The sequence below is a fragment of the Duganella levis genome (assembly GCF_009857605.1).
In the GTDB taxonomy this organism is placed as follows: Bacteria; Pseudomonadota; Gammaproteobacteria; order Burkholderiales; family Burkholderiaceae_D; genus Rugamonas; species Rugamonas levis.
Genome location: NZ_WWCT01000002.1, coordinates 349,439 through 361,678, shown reverse-complemented (window position 1 = coordinate 361,678; position 12,240 = coordinate 349,439). Strand labels below are relative to the sequence as shown.

Below are 12,240 nucleotides of genomic sequence, written 5' to 3'. Positions count from 1 at the left end.
ATCGTTATTTTTCGTGAGGTTAAAATTAGCCCTTGAGGCTGTCCAGGTCTTCGACGTTGATGGTGTCCAGATTACGGAACAGCACCACCAGGATCGCGAGGCCAATTGCCGATTCGGCGGCCGCAACGGTCAAAATGAAGAAGACAAAGATCTGACCTGCCGCATCACCGAGGTAATGCGAGAACGCGATGAAATTCATATTCACTGCCAGCAGCATCAGTTCGATGGCCATCAGGATAATGATGATGTTCTTGCGGTTCAGGAAAATACCCACGATCGAGATCGCGAACAGGATCGCGCCCAGGACGAGGTAGTGAGCCAGGGATAAAGTCATGGTGCCTCCTTAACTTCCGAATCAACTCCAGCCGCGCCTGCTGCGCGCGCGCTGACCGGCGCGATCTTGACGATCTTCAGGCGGTCATTGCGCTTGACGCGGACGGCGTCGGCTGGGTCGAAGTGTTTGGTGTCTTTGCGCTTGCGCAGGGTCAGTGCCACGGCGGCGATGATCGCCACCAGCAGGACCACGGCGGCGATTTCAAAGCCATAGATGTATTTGGTGTAGATCAGCAGGCCCAGCTCCTTGGTGCCGCCGATATTGGCGCCAGCCGCAGGACGCGGGTCGAACGACAGGAACGAGCGCCACAGCACGGCAGCCATTTCCAGCACGATGATCACGCCGACGAAGGAAGCGACCGGCAGGTAACCCCAGAAGTTCTCGCGCAGCTTTTCGGTGTCGATGTCCAGCATCATCACCACGAACAGGAACAGCACCATGACGGCGCCGACGTAGACCAGCACCAGCACAATCGCCAGGAACTCGGCTTCCAGCAGCATCCAGATGCCGGCGGCGTTGAAGAACGCCAGCACCAGGAACAGTGCCGCGTGCACCGGATTGCGGGCCGTGATAACGCGCGTCGCAGCCAAAATCATGATGGCTGCGAAGACGTAGAACAAAGCAGTTTTAAATTCCATAACTAACCCAAGAGACGTACAGTTTATTGATCAGATCGCTAACGCGGGCCTCACCGAAGTTCGGCCCGCTTGGGTCAGCGATAAGGAGCGTCCGCTGCGCGGGCTGCGGCGATATCGTCTTCGTAACGATCGCCTACGGCCAGCAGCATCTCTTTCGTGTAGTACAGATCGCCGCGTTTCTCGCCGTGGTATTCCAGCACATGCGTTTCCACAATCGAATCGACCGGGCACGACTCTTCGCAGAAACCGCAGAAGATGCACTTGGTCAGGTCGATGTCGTAACGGGTGGTCCGGCGCGAGCCGTCCGCACGTTGCTCGGATTCGATGGTGATCGCCATCGCCGGGCACACTGCTTCACACAGTTTGCAGGCGATGCAGCGCTCTTCCCCATTCGGGTAGCGGCGCAGCGCGTGCAGGCCACGGAAGCGCGGCGACATCGGCGTCTTCTCTTCCGGGTACTGCACGGTGATCTTGCGCGAGAACATATACTTGCCCGTCAGCGCCATCCCTTTGATCAGCTCGGTCAGCATGAAGCTGCCGATAAAGTCTTTTAAACGTTCCATAGTCTCTATTCCTTACTTCCAGATATTCCAGGAGGTCTGCATCCAGCCAGCGATGAACACCAGGTAAACCAGGGTCAGCGGGATGAACACTTTCCAGCCCAAACGCATGATCTGGTCGTAACGGTAGCGTGGGAAAGTACCGCGTACCCAGATGAAGACCGACACCAGGAAGAACGCTTTCGCGAACAACCAGAAGAAGCCGCCGAAACCGCCCCAGAATTCCAGCGCAGCGAACGGTGCGGACCAGCCGCCCAGGAACATGATCGAACCCAGCGTGGCGATCAGGATCATGTTGGCGTATTCGGCCAGCATGAACATGGCGTAGGCCATACCCGAGTATTCCACCATGTGACCGGCAACGATCTCCGACTCGCCCTCGACCACGTCGAACGGGTGACGGTTGCACTCGGCCAGGCCGGAGGTCAGGTACACCACGAACAGCGGCAGCAGTGGCAGCCAGTTCCACGACAGGAAGTTGATGCCGTGCTCGACGAACATGCCCTTCTGCTGGCCGGCGACGATGTCGCCGAAGTTCAGCGAACCGGACACCATCAGCACCACCACCAGTACGAAGCCCATCGGGATTTCGTAGGAAATCATCTGGGCCGAGGCGCGCATCGCGCCCATGAACGAGTACTTCGAGTTCGACGCCCAGCCGGCGATGATGATGCCGTAGACTTCCATCGAGGTAATCGCCATCAGCAGCAGCAAGCCGGCGTTGACGTTGGCGATCACCGCCTGTGGACCGAACGGCACCACCGACCAGCAAGCCAGCGCCGGCATGATGGTCATGATCGGACCGATCACGAACAAGCCAGGGTTGGCCTTGGCCGGGGTGATGATCTCTTTGAACAGCAGTTTCAGCGCATCGGCGATCGGCTGCAACAGGCCCAGCGGACCGACGCGGTTAGGACCGACGCGGATCTGGATCCAGCCGATGAACTTGCGTTCCCACAGGGTGGCGTAAGCGACCAGGCCCATCAGCGGCAACAGCACGCACAGGACTTTGATCAGCGACCAGACCAGCGGCCAGACCGGCGCCAGCACGCTGGTTTCGCCCAGCGTGTAAAGCGATGTGACGAATTCAGGCAGAGCCATTATTTCCCCTCTCCTGCTTTTTCTACGGTAATGGAACCGAACATGCTGCCCAGGGCGGCGGTCGATGCGTGAGCAGCGGCCACGCGCACGGCGTTGGCAGGCAGTTTGGCGTCAACAGCGGCGACCAGGATCGCGCTGCCGGAACCTTGGGTGACCTTGACCTTGTCGCCAGCGGCCACGCCCAGTTGCTGCGCCAGTGCGCTCGACAGGTGCGCTTGCGGCGCGGCGCTGTCGGCCATTTTTTGCAGCGATTCGGCGCGGCGCACCACGGCGTCGGCGAAGTAGATCGGCACGTCGGCGATACGTTCCGGGCCAGTCGAAGCAACGGTCGAAGCGGCCAGTGGCAGTTTCGATACGTTGTTCAGCTTGGCCGAAACGTCGAACACATCGGCGCCCAGCACTTCGTTGCGCACCGCTTCCGAGGTGTCGTAGTCGAAGCCGGTCAGGCCCAGGATGTTGCCCAGTACGCGCAGCACTTTCCAGGCTGGACGGGTTTCCAGCAGCGGCTTGACGGTCGCGTTGAAGCTTTGCGCGCGGCCTTCGGCGTTGACGAAGGTGCCCGAGGTTTCGCTGAATGGCGATACCGGCAGCAGCACGTCGGCGTAGTCCAGACCGTGTTTGAAGGCCGACAGTACTACGACCATCTCGGCCTTGTTCAGCGCGGCGATAGCGGCTTGCGGGTTGTGCGCGTCCAGTTCTGGCTCGGCGTTCAGCAGCACGTAGGCCGATTTGGCTTCGGTGAAGACTGGCGCTTTGCCGGCGTTGGCGTTGACCACATAGGCGCCGACGGTGTTGGCGGCTTCGGTCAGGTAGCCCAGCTTGGCGCCGGTCTGTTCCGCGATCCATTGGGCGGCAGCGTGCAGCGCGCCAGCTTGCGGATGTTGTGCCGCAGCGTTACCCAGGAACACGCCCTTGTTCTCGCCCGACAGCAACGAAGCAGCGATGGCGGCGGCAGCGTCCGAAGCTTGTACGCCTTCGAAGCCGGCCGGAGCCGCCACTTCCTTGGCCTTGGCAACAGCAACCACCACTTGCGACAGCGCCGACAGCCACTCCGACGGAGCAACGATCAGTTTGTTGGCGACGTTCATCAGCAGGTCGTCGTCGGTCGCGCTCAGCAGCGACAGCTTGGCGCCGCCCTTGATCGCGGTACGCAGACGGGTGGCCAGCAGCGGGTGATCCTTACGCAGGAACGAGCCGATCACGAAGGCGCGGTTCAGCGCGCCGAATTCGGTGATCGACATGCCCAGCCATGGGGTCACGTCCAGCGAGAAATCGCTGTGACGCAGACGGGTGTCCACACTGTCTGAACCCAGGCCGCGCACGACTTTTTGCAGCAGGTGCAGTTCTTCCAGCGTCGAGTGCGGCGTGGCCACAGCAGCGATGGCGTTGGCGCCGTGTTCGTGCTTGATGTTTTTCAGGCCGTGCGCCACGTATTCCAGCGCGGTTTGCCAGTCGACTTCTTTCCACTCGCCGCCCTGCTTCAGCATCGGCTGAGTCAGGCGGTCGGTGGTGTCCAGGCCTTCATACGAGAAGCGGTCCTTGTCGGAAATCCAGCACTCGTTGACGGCGTCGTTTTCCAGCGGCAGCACGCGCTTGACCTTGCCGCCCTTGACCTGAACGATCAGGTTGGCGCCCAGGCCGTCGTGCGGCGAGACCGATTTGCGGCGCGACAGTTCCCACGAACGGGCGCTGTAACGGAACGGCTTCGACGTCAGTGCGCCTACCGGGCACAGGTCGATCATATTGCCGGACATTTCCGAGTTGACGGTCTGGCCGACGAACGCGGTGATTTCCGAGTGTTCGCCGCGGCCGATCATGCCCAGCTCCATCACGCCGGCCACTTCCTGGCCGAAACGTACGCAACGGGTGCACTGGATGCAACGGGCCATTTCCTGCATCGACACCAGCGGGCCGGCGTCTTTCGGTGTCACGACGCGCTTGTCTTCTTCGTAGCGCGATTCGCCCTTGCCGTAGCCCACTGCCAAGTCTTGCAGCTGGCACTCGCCGCCCTGATCGCAGATCGGGCAATCCAGCGGGTGGTTAATCAGCAGGAACTCCATCACCGACTTCTGTGCCTGGACGGCCTTGTCGGAGTGGGAATGCACAATCATGCCGGCCGAGACCGGCGTTGCGCATGCTGGCAAAGGCTTGGGCGCCTTTTCCACTTCGACGAGGCACATCCGGCAGTTTGCCGCGATCGACAATTTCTTGTGATAGCAGAAGTGCGGAATGTAGGTTCCCAATTTGTTGGCGGCGTCCATCACCATGCTACCAGCAGGGACTTCGACTTTTTTGCCGTCTATTTCGATTTCAACCATGGTGATCGTTACCTGACGCAGCTTAGATATAAGCGGGCACGCAGCATTGCTTGTGCTCGATATGATGTTCAAATTCTTCGCGGAATTGCTTGATGAACGCACGCATCGGCATGGCCGCCGCGTCGCCCAGCGCGCAAATCGTGCGGCCCTGGATGTTGTCGCAGATCGAGTTCAGCACGTCCAGATCCGACTTGCGGCCCTGACCGTTTTCGATACGGTGGATCATGCGGTACATCCAGCCCGTACCTTCTCGGCATGGGGTGCACTGGCCGCACGATTCTTCAAAGTAGAAGTACGCCAGACGCTCCATTGCCTTGACCATGCAACGCGTCTCGTCCATGACGATGACCGCGCCCGAACCCAGCATCGAACCCGCTTTCGCGATCGAATCGTAGTCCAGGTCGGTCTGCATCATGATCTCGCCGCGCACCACTGGAGCGGACGAACCGCCAGGGATGACCGCCTTGATCTTTTTACCGCCGCGCATGCCGCCTGCCAGTTCCAGCAGTTTGGCGAACGGGGTGCCCAGCGGCACCTCGTAGTTGCCCGGACGCTCAACGTCGCCCGAGATCGAGAAGATCTTCGAGCCGCCGTTGTTCGGACGGCCAATCGCCAGGTACTTCTCCGGACCCATGTTCAGGATGAACGGCACCGCAGCGAAGGTTTCGGTGTTGTTGATGGTGGTCGGCTTGCCGTACAGGCCGAACGACGCCGGGAATGGCGGCTTGAAGCGCGGCTGGCCTTTTTTGCCTTCCAGCGATTCCAGCAGCGCAGTCTCTTCGCCGCAGATGTAGGCGCCATAACCGTGGTGCGCGTGCAGCTGGAAGCTGAACTCGCTGCCGAGGATCTTGTCGCCCAGGAAGCCGGCGGCGCGCGCCTCTTCCAGCGCTTCTTCAAAGCGCAGGTATTCCTGGAAGATCTCGCCGTGGATGTAGTTGTAACCCACGGTGATGCCCATCGCGTACGCGCCGATGGCCATGCCTTCGATCAGTGCGTGCGGGTTGTAGCGAATGATGTCGCGGTCCTTGAAAGTACCCGGCTCGCCCTCATCTGTATTGCAGACGAGGTACTTCTGGCCCGGGAACTGGCGCGGCATGAAGCTCCACTTCAGGCCGGTCGGGAAACCTGCGCCACCACGGCCACGCAACGACGACGCTTTGAGGTCGGCGATGATTTGTTCCGGGGTGATTTTCTCTTCGATGATACGGCGCAGGGCGCTGTAGCCACCGCGTTTTACGTAGTCTTCCAAGTGCCAGTTGTCGCCATTAAGGCCGGCCAGGATGACTGGATCGATGTGTCGGTCGTGGAGTGACGTCATTTCTTCAATTCCTCCACGAGGGAGTCGATTTTGTCATTGGACATGAAGCTGCACATGCGGTGATTGTTCACCAGCAGTACCGGCGCATCGCCGCAGGCGCCCATGCACTCGCCTTCCATCAGCGTGAACTCGCCGTCTGCCGTGGTGTCACGGTAGTCGATGCCCAGCTTTTGTTTCAGGTGGTGCGCCGCGCGCTCGCCGCCCGACAGGGCGCAAGGCAGGTTGGTGCACACGGTGATCTTGTGCTTGCCGACCGGCTTCAGGTTGTACATATTGTAGAACGTGGCAACTTCCTGCACGGCAATCGCCGGCATGCGGATGTAGTCCGCCAGTTCCTGCATGGTGTCAGGCGAGATCCAGCCCAGTTCGACCTGGGCGTGCGCCAGCGCGGCCATCACGGCCGACTGACGCTGATCGTCTGGGTACTTGGCCAGCTCGCGATCGATTTTTTTGTAGCACTGCTCAGATAACAACATACTTATGCCTCTCGCACTTAGCGGTCAATACTGCCGAACACGATGTCCTGCGTGCCAATAATGGTCACGGCGTCGGCAATCATGTGGCCACGCGCCATTTCATCCAGCGACTGCAAGTGTGCGTAGTCTGGAGCGCGCAGTTTCACGCGGTATGGCTTGTTGGCGCCGTCGGACATCAGGTAGACGCCGAACTCGCCTTTCGGGTGCTCCACTGCGCTATACGCTTCGCCTGGCGGCACGTGGAAGCCTTCAGTGAACAGCTTGAAGTGGTGGATCAGCGATTCCATATTGGTCTTCATGTCCACGCGGCCTGGTGGCGCAACTTTGCGGTTGCTGGTCATGACGGGACCTGGATTGTTGCGCAGCCACTCGACGCATTGTTTGATGATGCGGTTCGACTGGCGCAGCTCTTCCACGCGCACCAGGTAACGGTCGTAGCAGTCGCCGTTGGTGCCGATTGGAATGTCGAAGTCCATCAGGTCGTACACTTCATACGGCTGGTGCTTGCGCAGATCCCACTGGATGCCCGAACCGCGCAGCATGGCGCCGGTGAAGCCCATCGCTTTCGCGTCTTCCGGCGACACCACGCCGATGCCGACGGTACGCTGTTTCCAGATACGGTTGTCGGTCAGCAGCGTTTCGTATTCGTCGACATAGGTCGGGAAACGCGCGGTGAACGCTTCGATGAAGTCCAGCATCGAGCCTTGACGATCCTTGTTCAGGTTGTCGATGGCCTTGGCCGAACGGATGATCGATGGCTTGTGCTGCGGCATCGCATCCGGCAGGTCGCGGTAGACGCCGCCCGGACGGTAGTAGGCCGCGTGCATGCGCGCGCCCGACACCGCTTCGTAGCAGTCGAACAGGTCTTCGCGGTCGCGGAAGCAGTACAGGAACGGGCCCATGGCGCCGACGTCCAGCGCGTGCGCGCCCAGCCACATCAGGTGATTCAGGATGCGGGTGATCTCGTCGAACATCACGCGGATGTATTGCGCGCGCAGCGGCACTTCAATGCCCATCAGCTTTTCGATGGCCATGACGTAGGCGTGCTCGTTGCACATCATCGACACGTAATCCAGGCGGTCCATGTACGGCACCGACTGCAGGTAGGTCTTTTGCTCGGCCAGCTTCTCGGTGCCGCGGTGCAGCAGGCCGATGTGCGGGTCGGCGCGCTGGATCACTTCGCCGTCCAGCTCCAGCACCAGGCGCAGCACGCCGTGTGCGGCCGGGTGTTGCGGGCCAAAGTTCAGGGTGTAGTTCTTAATCTCAGCCATTATTTAATCCCGTAGTTTTCTTCGCGGATCACACGCGGCACGTTTTCACGCGGCTCGATGGTGACCGGCTGGTAGACCACGCGCTTCTGCTCTGGGTCGTAGCGCATTTCGACGTAGCCCGACACCGGGAAGTCCTTGCGGAACGGGTGGCCGATGAAGCCGTAGTCGGTCAGGATGCGGCGCAGGTCGTTGTGGTTCTCGAACAGGATGCCGAACATGTCGAAGGCTTCGCGCTCGTACCAGTTCATCGCGCGCCACAGCGGCGTGATCGATGGCAGCAGCGGCATGTCGTCGTCGGCGCAGAAGGCGCGCACGCGTACGCGCCAGTTGTGCTGGACCGACAGCAGGTGGACGACCGCAGCGAAACGCTGGCCTTCCCAGATGCCGTCGCCATAGCTCAGGTAATCCACGCCGCACAGGTCGATCGCGGTGTCGAAGCCGAGTTCCGCATTGTCACGCAGGATCTGCATGACGGCGTAGTAATCGGCGCCCTTCACTTCCAGCGTGATTTCGCCCAGTGCAACGATGGTAGTAACGCGATCGCCCAGGGCAGTGCCGAGGGCGGTTTGGAGTTTTTCCAGATGAGTAGTCATTGTGTGTAGCGCCCCCGTTAGCGTGCGATCGTGTTGGTGCGCTTGATCTTGTTCTGCAACTGCATGATGCCGTACAGCAGGGCTTCAGCGGTTGGCGGACAGCCAGGCACATACACGTCGACCGGCACGATGCGATCGCAGCCGCGCACGACGGAGTAAGAGTAGTGGTAGTAGCCGCCGCCGTTGGCGCAGGAACCCATCGAGATCACCCAGCGCGGCTCTGGCATCTGGTCGTAGACCTTGCGCAGTGCCGGGGCCATCTTGTTGCACAGCGTGCCGGCCACGATCATCACGTCGGACTGACGTGGCGAGGGACGGAACACCACGCCGAAGCGGTCCATGTCGTAACGGGCTGCGCCCACGTGCATCATTTCGACCGCACAGCAGGCCAGACCGAACGTCATCGGGAACATCGAACCCGTACGCGCCCAGTTGATCAGCTTGTCGGCCGAGGTGGTGATGAAACCTTCGTTTAATACGCCTTCAATAGCCATGGCTTATTCCCAATCAAGGGCACCTTTCTTCCAGATATACCAAAAACCGACCACGAATTCGGCGATGAACACCATCATCGTAACGAAGCCCTGCCAGCCCAGTTCGCGCATGGAGACGCCCCACGGGAAGAAGAATGCCGTTTCCAGATCGAACAAAATAAAGAGGATAGCGACGAGGTAATAACGCACGTCGAATTTCATGCGCGCATCTTCGAAAGCTTCGAAGCCGCACTCATACGGGGACAGCTTGGCTGCATCAGGCTTTTTCGGGCCGAGAATGTGGCCCAGCACTTGGGGAGCGATACCTACGCCGAGACCGACGAGGATGAACAACAGGACGGGGAGATAATTTTCGAGGTTCACGATTAGATGAGCTTATGTTGAACGATCAGTTTAAAGGACACATCGCGGTACTCTGCGGTGCGCTTAACGTTCGCCCCAATCGTAAAACTGCTCTGACCAGGATCGAACGACACATCCTCGTAAAAAAGCCAGCTTGGTACCACCCTTGCTGGCCTATATTTTCTGGTGCCGACGACGAGACTCGAACTCGTACAGCTTGCGCCACTACCCCCTCAAGATAGCGTGTCTACCAATTTCACCACGTCGGCATAAGGCCGTTATTTTACTTCTTTTTCACGCGGTTGTTAATCCGTATTGCGTCAAAACAAGAAGAAAAACGATAAATCTTTAACTATTTTGATGCACAAAAGATTTTCGCTACGATACTGCCAAAACAATGTGCAAACAACTTAAAAAATTATCAACTGCGCCTAATTAACTACACAATTATATTACTTTGGGATGGAGTTTGCTGGCGCCGGTGCTGCAGGTGCAGCAGGCGCCGATGCCGCCGGGGCTACCTGGGCCGCTGGCGTGCCAGGAATGGCGTTGGTCGGGGCCGGCGCCGGTGCGGTAACGGCCGGCAGTTTATCCATCACGCCGCCACTGACATTGTTGGTCTGGTGGGTGGTGATGTACGACAGCGCCAGCGTGGCGGCGAAGAAGACGGCAGCAGCGACGCCGGTCGACTTCGACATGAAGTTCGAGGAGCCGGTGGCGCCGAACAGGCTACCCGAGGCGCCCGAGCCGAAGGCTGCGCCCATGTCGGCGCCTTTGCCGTGCTGCAGCAGCACCAGACCGATAATGGCGAGGGCCGAAACGACCTGCACGATGATAACCAGATTGAACAAGGAGCTCATGTTATTCCATTCCAAATTAAAAGTTTTGTATCGTTTTGTTTCTACTTCAGTTTTACCGCTACAGCGTTGCGTTTAAACCGCCTGAATAATCCCGAGAAAATCAGTCGACTTTAAAGCTGCACCGCCGATCAGGCCGCCGTCGATATCCGGCTGCGCCATTAATTCTTTGGCATTCTCCGGCTTCATGCTACCGCCGTACAGGATTTGCACGGTGGCGGCTGCCGCCGCATTCTTGTTCGCCACACAGTTGCGCAGGAAGCGATGGGCATCTTGCGCAATGTGCGGCGTGGCGGTCCGGCCGGTGCCGATGGCCCACACCGGCTCGTAGGCCAGTATGATTTTCGCCACATCGTCCGCCGGCAGCGCATCCAGCACTGCCTGCAACTGGCCGCAGATCACATCCTCGGTCTGCCCCGCTTCGCGCTGGGCCAGCGATTCGCCCACGCACACCACCGGCGTCAGGCCGGCGGCCAACGCCACCACAGCCTTCTGCGCCACCAGCTCATTGCTCTCGTGGTGATAAGCGCGGCGCTCGGAGTGGCCGCACAGCACATACGTGGCGCCGAAGTCCCGCAGCATCGCTGCCGACACTTCTCCAGTATAGGCGCCGTCGGCATGGATGGAGACATCCTGCCCACCCCACGCGACCGGCGCTCCCGCCAGTTCAGCCTGGCACTGCGCCAAGTACGGCGCCGGCACGCACACCGCGCAATCCGCGCCAAAGTCGTTCAAGCCGGCAACGATGCCGGACAACAGAGCCGTGTTGGCGGCGCGGTTGCCGTTCATTTTCCAGTTACCGATAACGAGTTTGCGACGCATAGCTAGCCTAAAGATGAATAACTCGCCATTGTACCGCGCCCAAAAAGGCGGGGTCAAACAGGCAAAGGACATCCCCGGCTAACCAAAACCGTAAATTTACTACGCATTTTACAACGAAATGCCCATTCAGATCACTTGCAACATGATTTTTCCGACGTGGGAGCTACTCTCCATCAGCGCGTGGGCGGCGGCGGCCTGTTCCAGCGGGAACACGGTGTGGATCACCGGCTTGATCTTGCGTTCAGCCAGCATCGGCCACACCCGCTCCTTCAGCTTTTTGGCGATCGCGCCCTTGAATTCGGCCGAGCGCGGGCGCAGCGTGGAGCCGGTGATGGTCAGCCGGCGGCGCAGCACCTGGGCCATGTCCAGCGTCGCTTTGCCGCCGCCCAGGGTGGCGATGATGGCGATGCGGCCGTCGTCCGCCAGGCAGGAAACCTCGCGTGGCAGGTAGTCTCCGGCCACCATGTCGAGAATCACGTCGACGCCGCGGTCATTGGTCAGCGACTTGATGACGGTGGCGAAGTCCTCGGTTTTGTAGTTGATGCCGCGCTCGGCGCCGAGTTTCATGCAGGCCGCCACCTTGTCGTCGGAACCGGCGGTGGCGAACACCCGGTGGCCCATGGCGGTGGCCAACTGGATCGCGGTGACGCCGATGCCAGAGCTGCCGCCCTGCACCAGTAAAGTCTCGCCGGCGGTCAGATGGGCACGGTCAAAAACATTGCTCCAGACTGTGAAGTAATTTTCCGGAATTGAAGCCGCTTCCAGCATGGACCAGCCTTTCGGCACCGGTAAAACCTGCTGTATTGGCGCAACAACGTACTCGGCATAGCCGCCGCCCTGCACCAAAGCGCAGACATGGTCGCCGATATCGAGGGTAGTGTAGTCCAGATCGCCGTCGACGATCTCGCCGGCCACTTCCAGGCCGGGGATGTCGGAAGCGCCCGGCGGCGGCGCGTAATTGCCCTGGCGCTGGAACACGTCGGGGCGGTTGACGCCGGCCGCGTGGACCTTGATCAGCACCTCGCCGGCCTTCACCACCGGCATCGGGCGTTCGCACAGTTTCAGGACATCGGCCGGGCCGGGCTGGGTGATTTCAATCGCGCGCATGGGAAGCCT

At 60.0% G+C, this 12,240-nt stretch carries 14 protein-coding genes and 1 tRNA gene; all 15 read right to left on the bottom strand.

What is annotated here, in order from left to right; all coding sequences use genetic code 11:
* Nucleotides 1-25 precede the first annotated feature (25 nt).
* The 15 genes from nuoK to GTP69_RS04545 all read right to left on the bottom strand — a co-directional run bounded on the left by nuoK (nt 26) and on the right by GTP69_RS04545 (nt 12,231).
* On the bottom strand, nt 26-334 hold the full coding sequence (gene nuoK / locus GTP69_RS04615) for an NADH-quinone oxidoreductase subunit NuoK (RefSeq protein WP_110848930.1): 309 nt from the start codon (nt 332-334) through the stop codon (nt 26-28).
* On the bottom strand, nt 331-972 hold the full coding sequence (locus GTP69_RS04610; RefSeq protein WP_161053761.1) for an NADH-quinone oxidoreductase subunit J: 642 nt from the start codon (nt 970-972) through the stop codon (nt 331-333). Before GTP69_RS04610 ends, nuoK begins: the two co-directional genes overlap by 4 nt.
* A 74-nt stretch (nt 973-1,046) precedes the next feature.
* Nucleotides 1,047-1,535, bottom strand: a complete 489-nt coding sequence (nuoI, locus tag GTP69_RS04605; RefSeq protein ID WP_110848932.1) for an NADH-quinone oxidoreductase subunit NuoI — start codon at nt 1,533-1,535, stop codon at nt 1,047-1,049.
* A gap of 12 nt (nt 1,536-1,547) precedes the next feature.
* Nucleotides 1,548-2,633, bottom strand: a complete 1,086-nt coding sequence (nuoH, locus tag GTP69_RS04600; RefSeq protein ID WP_161053760.1) for an NADH-quinone oxidoreductase subunit NuoH — start codon at nt 2,631-2,633, stop codon at nt 1,548-1,550.
* On the bottom strand, nt 2,633-4,951 hold the full coding sequence (gene nuoG / locus GTP69_RS04595) for an NADH-quinone oxidoreductase subunit NuoG (RefSeq protein WP_161053759.1): 2,319 nt from the start codon (nt 4,949-4,951) through the stop codon (nt 2,633-2,635). The genes nuoH and nuoG overlap by 1 nt, the downstream gene beginning before the upstream one ends.
* 22 nt (nt 4,952-4,973) lie before the next feature.
* Entirely contained in the window at nt 4,974-6,269 is a 1,296-nt protein-coding gene (gene nuoF / locus GTP69_RS04590) for an NADH-quinone oxidoreductase subunit NuoF (RefSeq protein ID WP_161053758.1), read from the bottom strand.
* Nucleotides 6,266-6,745, bottom strand: a complete 480-nt coding sequence (nuoE, locus tag GTP69_RS04585) for an NADH-quinone oxidoreductase subunit NuoE (RefSeq protein WP_160991431.1) — start codon at nt 6,743-6,745, stop codon at nt 6,266-6,268. The genes nuoF and nuoE overlap by 4 nt, the downstream gene beginning before the upstream one ends.
* Before the next feature lie 17 nt (nt 6,746-6,762).
* Nucleotides 6,763-8,016: an NADH-quinone oxidoreductase subunit D gene (locus tag GTP69_RS04580; RefSeq protein ID WP_161053757.1), complete on the bottom strand. Its 1,254-nt coding sequence runs from the start codon at nt 8,014-8,016 to the stop codon at nt 6,763-6,765.
* On the bottom strand, nt 8,016-8,609 hold the full coding sequence (locus tag GTP69_RS04575; protein WP_161053756.1) for an NADH-quinone oxidoreductase subunit C: 594 nt from the start codon (nt 8,607-8,609) through the stop codon (nt 8,016-8,018). The genes GTP69_RS04580 and GTP69_RS04575 overlap by 1 nt, the downstream gene beginning before the upstream one ends.
* Nucleotides 8,610-8,626: 17 nt before the next feature.
* On the bottom strand, nt 8,627-9,103 hold the full coding sequence (locus GTP69_RS04570) for a NuoB/complex I 20 kDa subunit family protein (protein WP_008450353.1): 477 nt from the start codon (nt 9,101-9,103) through the stop codon (nt 8,627-8,629).
* A 3-nt stretch (nt 9,104-9,106) separates the two neighbouring features.
* The gene (locus tag GTP69_RS04565; protein WP_072780614.1) at nt 9,107-9,466 is read right to left on the bottom strand and encodes an NADH-quinone oxidoreductase subunit A; all 360 of its coding nucleotides are present in this window, start codon (nt 9,464-9,466) and stop codon (nt 9,107-9,109) included.
* A 163-nt stretch (nt 9,467-9,629) separates the two neighbouring features.
* Nucleotides 9,630-9,714: transfer RNA gene (locus GTP69_RS04560), tRNA-Leu, on the bottom strand.
* Between the two features lie 183 nt (nt 9,715-9,897).
* A complete protein-coding gene (gene secG, locus GTP69_RS04555; RefSeq protein ID WP_161053755.1) occupies nt 9,898-10,305 on the bottom strand; it encodes a preprotein translocase subunit SecG in 408 nt (135 codons plus the stop codon).
* A gap of 72 nt (nt 10,306-10,377) precedes the next feature.
* The gene (gene tpiA, locus GTP69_RS04550) at nt 10,378-11,124 is read right to left on the bottom strand and encodes a triose-phosphate isomerase (RefSeq protein WP_161053754.1); all 747 of its coding nucleotides are present in this window, start codon (nt 11,122-11,124) and stop codon (nt 10,378-10,380) included.
* 126 nt (nt 11,125-11,250) lie between these two features.
* A complete protein-coding gene (locus tag GTP69_RS04545; protein ID WP_161053753.1) occupies nt 11,251-12,231 on the bottom strand; it encodes an NAD(P)H-quinone oxidoreductase in 981 nt (326 codons plus the stop codon).
* Between the last annotated feature and the right edge of the window lie 9 nt (nt 12,232-12,240).

Excerpts from the sequence above, each read along its gene's own strand:
- nuoE (WP_160991431.1), bottom strand. The coding sequence starts at position 6,745 with ATGTTGTTATCTGAGCAGTGCTACAAAAAAATCGATCGCGAGCTGGCC.
- GTP69_RS04570 (WP_008450353.1), bottom strand. The coding sequence starts at position 9,103 with ATGGCTATTGAAGGCGTATTAAACGAAGGTTTCATCACCACCTCGGCC.
- GTP69_RS04610 (WP_161053761.1), bottom strand. The coding sequence starts at position 972 with ATGGAATTTAAAACTGCTTTGTTCTACGTCTTCGCAGCCATCATGATT.
- secG (WP_161053755.1), bottom strand. The coding sequence starts at position 10,305 with ATGAGCTCCTTGTTCAATCTGGTTATCATCGTGCAGGTCGTTTCGGCC.
- GTP69_RS04575 (WP_161053756.1), bottom strand. The coding sequence starts at position 8,609 with ATGACTACTCATCTGGAAAAACTCCAAACCGCCCTCGGCACTGCCCTG.
- nuoI (WP_110848932.1), bottom strand. The coding sequence starts at position 1,535 with ATGGAACGTTTAAAAGACTTTATCGGCAGCTTCATGCTGACCGAGCTG.
- GTP69_RS04580 (WP_161053757.1), bottom strand. The coding sequence starts at position 8,016 with ATGGCTGAGATTAAGAACTACACCCTGAACTTTGGCCCGCAACACCCG.
- tpiA (WP_161053754.1), bottom strand. The coding sequence starts at position 11,124 with ATGCGTCGCAAACTCGTTATCGGTAACTGGAAAATGAACGGCAACCGC.
- GTP69_RS04545 (WP_161053753.1), bottom strand. The coding sequence starts at position 12,231 with ATGCGCGCGATTGAAATCACCCAGCCCGGCCCGGCCGATGTCCTGAAA.
- nuoH (WP_161053760.1), bottom strand. The coding sequence starts at position 2,633 with ATGGCTCTGCCTGAATTCGTCACATCGCTTTACACGCTGGGCGAAACC.
- nuoK (WP_110848930.1), bottom strand. The coding sequence starts at position 334 with ATGACTTTATCCCTGGCTCACTACCTCGTCCTGGGCGCGATCCTGTTC.
- nuoF (WP_161053758.1), bottom strand. The coding sequence starts at position 6,269 with ATGACGTCACTCCACGACCGACACATCGATCCAGTCATCCTGGCCGGC.
- nuoG (WP_161053759.1), bottom strand. The coding sequence starts at position 4,951 with ATGGTTGAAATCGAAATAGACGGCAAAAAAGTCGAAGTCCCTGCTGGT.